The 2642-nt window shown below is 31.3% G+C and carries 4 protein-coding genes; all 4 read left to right on the plus strand.

Annotated features, from left to right (window positions below):
• Window positions 1–105: 105 nt before the first annotated feature.
• The 4 genes from HM981_RS17525 (at window position 106) to HM981_RS17315 (ending at window position 2376) form a co-directional block, all read left to right on the plus strand.
• Entirely contained in the window at window positions 106–885 is a 780-nt protein-coding gene (locus HM981_RS17525) for a DUF6090 family protein (RefSeq protein WP_246286354.1), read from the plus strand.
• Window positions 886–1041: 156 nt separating this feature from the next.
• Window positions 1042–1434: a hypothetical protein gene (locus tag HM981_RS17305; protein ID WP_179340054.1), complete on the plus strand. Its 393-nt coding sequence runs from the start codon at window positions 1042–1044 to the stop codon at window positions 1432–1434.
• A 7-nt stretch (window positions 1435–1441) separates the two neighbouring features.
• The gene (locus tag HM981_RS17310) at window positions 1442–1825 is read left to right on the plus strand and encodes a hypothetical protein (RefSeq protein ID WP_179340055.1); all 384 of its coding nucleotides are present in this window, start codon (window positions 1442–1444) and stop codon (window positions 1823–1825) included.
• Window positions 1826–2004: 179 nt separating this feature from the next.
• Window positions 2005–2376, plus strand: coding sequence for a hypothetical protein (locus HM981_RS17315; protein WP_179340056.1), 372 nt, complete (start codon window positions 2005–2007; stop codon window positions 2374–2376).
• The last annotated feature ends 266 nt before the right edge of the window (window positions 2377–2642 follow it).

A 2642-nucleotide genomic window follows, 5' to 3' on the forward strand; every position in this document is an offset into this window, starting at 1 on the left:
TGCGTGTTTGTAACGTCTGATTTTCCTTCGGAAAATCCTCGTATACAAACCCGCAACTATTCTTATACATAAACGTTGTGCTTCATTATGACAAACCGCTAACCAATGATAAAATTCTTTAGAAAAATTAGACAAGATTTACTTTCAAAAGGGAAAACTGGAAAGTATTTTAAATACGCCATTGGAGAAATTGTGCTAGTGGTAATTGGAATTTTAATTGCTCTACAGATAAATAATTGGAATGAGAATAGAAAGCTGGAAAACAGCAAAAACAACCTCATGCTAGCCTTAAAAAAGGAATTGCTTAACAATAAAAATGAGTTGGATAATTACCTACTTGGAATACATGAAAGTAATAGTAAATTTAATAAAGTGCTTCTGTATTCAGTAGGAGATTATGCCATTCCTATTGATAGTCTAAAGTATTATCTGTCTGAAATGATTTATGATAGAACATTATCTTTATTGAATTCCGTTCAAGAAGAAGCAATTAATTCTGGTAAATTTGAAATGTTAAGTGATAGCTTAAAGCAGAACTTGTCTAAACTAAAAGACTATACTAGTTCTAGAAACGCAATTACCGACAGGAGAACTGATATGCTATATGTTGATAATGATAATAAGATCGTAAATTTAATGGCTAGATTATACATGCTTCCCGTAATTCCAGAAGAATATTTAATTCATCCATTAATTCCAACACATCCTAATTTTTTATTAAGCAATAAGGAATTATCAGCTCTAGTTAAAGATCCTGACACCTATCTAACATTAAATAAAATATATTTAAATCATGCAGCCGATGAAGTTTGGCTTAAATATGGTCTTGTTAGATTAACAAATAAAACTATTGCAATAATTGACAATGAATTGAATGAAAAATAACGAAAGCACAACACCGTGTATAATTCATTGCTGGTTTTAGCCTACTTACGAAAGTCCTCGCGGACTTTCTATCTGTGATTTATTTGCTAAATTAGTTGCTTAAACACGCAACGAAATCATACACAAACACGTTGTGCATAATTTAACCCAAGAAACGTGAAAAAAATATTAATCTTGACTTTACTCTCATTTTTCGGTTGTAAAAACGAACCAATCTGTACTGTTAATGAAAATAACGCTGGAAAAGAAATCTATGATTTAGATGAAGCGACTTGTTTCATTGCATTAAAGCTGAATAAGAAAAAATCTGACTTGAATTTGATTCGTGGCGCTCTACTTGCGGAAATGAATTATATGGAGAAAACTGGTCTGACTTCTGAAAATCCAAATCCTGAAAGCGAACCTGAATCGAATGTCGAATTGGATATTAACCAAATGGTGGAATATGCTCTGAATGAGGAAAAAGTAAAATTAACAAAGGATGAACTACTCGAAATTTATGATACCGAAATTGAGTATTTAATGTTTATTGGAGTTGTATCAGAATAAAAGAACTATGAGAATATTAATCATGCTTACTTTAATTCTTGGAATTAATTCTTGCAAAGCACAATCCATATCGGAAAACAAACTAATCGGAAAATGGGTTTTAGTTGCAGAAACGGACTCTTTTCCTGACGATATTGAACCACTAACTGAAAAAGAATCTGAATCTAACTCAAAATCTGAACTAGAAACTACTCTGACTTTTAATAAAGACAAAACAATATTTATTAACCAAATGGGAAATGAATACCAAGCAATTTATAAATTGTCTGACTCAATTCTGACAATTGGGAATCGGAATTACATTCTGATTGAAATTGATGAAAATAAGCTGATTTATAAAAATAAAGGTGGTCTGTTCAATAAGCATTATGAATACAAAAAGATAAAATAAAAACTATGCACAACAATGTGTATAATTCATTGCTAGTTAGAGCTTACTTACGAAAATTCCGCTGGAATTTTCTATCTGTGATTTGTTTGCTAACTTTAATGCTTAAACACGCAACGAAATCATACACTAGACCGTTGGCAATAATATCAACGGAACGTAAAAAATGAACAATTTGATTAATGAAATATAGCATTCCAGATAAAAGAGAAGTGACAAAATCCGAAATTGAATTTCTGACTTATCTGTTTGGAAAAGAAAAATCAGAATGGACTAATTTAATCGGAAATCTAAAAGTTATTGCGAGATGTGGTTGCGGAAAATGTCCTACTATAATATTTGGAAAAACATTTGACTCGGAAATTCAAAACGGGAATTTAATAATAGATTACGCTGGAAAAGGTAAAAATGGAGAATTGATTGGAATATCTGTATTCGGAACTGACCAAATGCCGACTGAATTGGAATTTTACTCAATAGACGGAGAATCTGATATTACAGAAATGCCGAAAATTGATACTCTGAAATCTATAACGGAAAATCTAACTGAATAAAAATACTATTGCCAACACCGTGTATAATTAATTGCTTCATTGAGCTTACTTGCGAATATTCCTGCGGAATATTCACGGGTTCGTAAAAGTTTACTAATTTAGTTGCTTAACCACGCAACTAACCATACACAAACACGTTAACTGTAATAACGCAGCGCAACCAAATTCGGAACTTTAAGCAAAAAAAACAAGTTGCTTAAGCCGAATTGAATGCAAAAATCTCACTCGAATTCTGAATTTTAAAACGTTAGATTGATAAACACAAC

It is taken from the genome of Winogradskyella ludwigii, from assembly GCF_013403985.1.
In the GTDB taxonomy this organism is placed as follows: Bacteria; Bacteroidota; Bacteroidia; order Flavobacteriales; family Flavobacteriaceae; genus Winogradskyella; species Winogradskyella ludwigii.

Excerpts from the sequence above, each read along its gene's own strand:
- HM981_RS17310 (WP_179340055.1), top strand. The coding sequence starts at position 1,442 with ATGAGAATATTAATCATGCTTACTTTAATTCTTGGAATTAATTCTTGC.
- HM981_RS17525 (WP_246286354.1), top strand. The coding sequence starts at position 106 with ATGATAAAATTCTTTAGAAAAATTAGACAAGATTTACTTTCAAAAGGG.
- HM981_RS17315 (WP_179340056.1), top strand. The coding sequence starts at position 2,005 with ATGAAATATAGCATTCCAGATAAAAGAGAAGTGACAAAATCCGAAATT.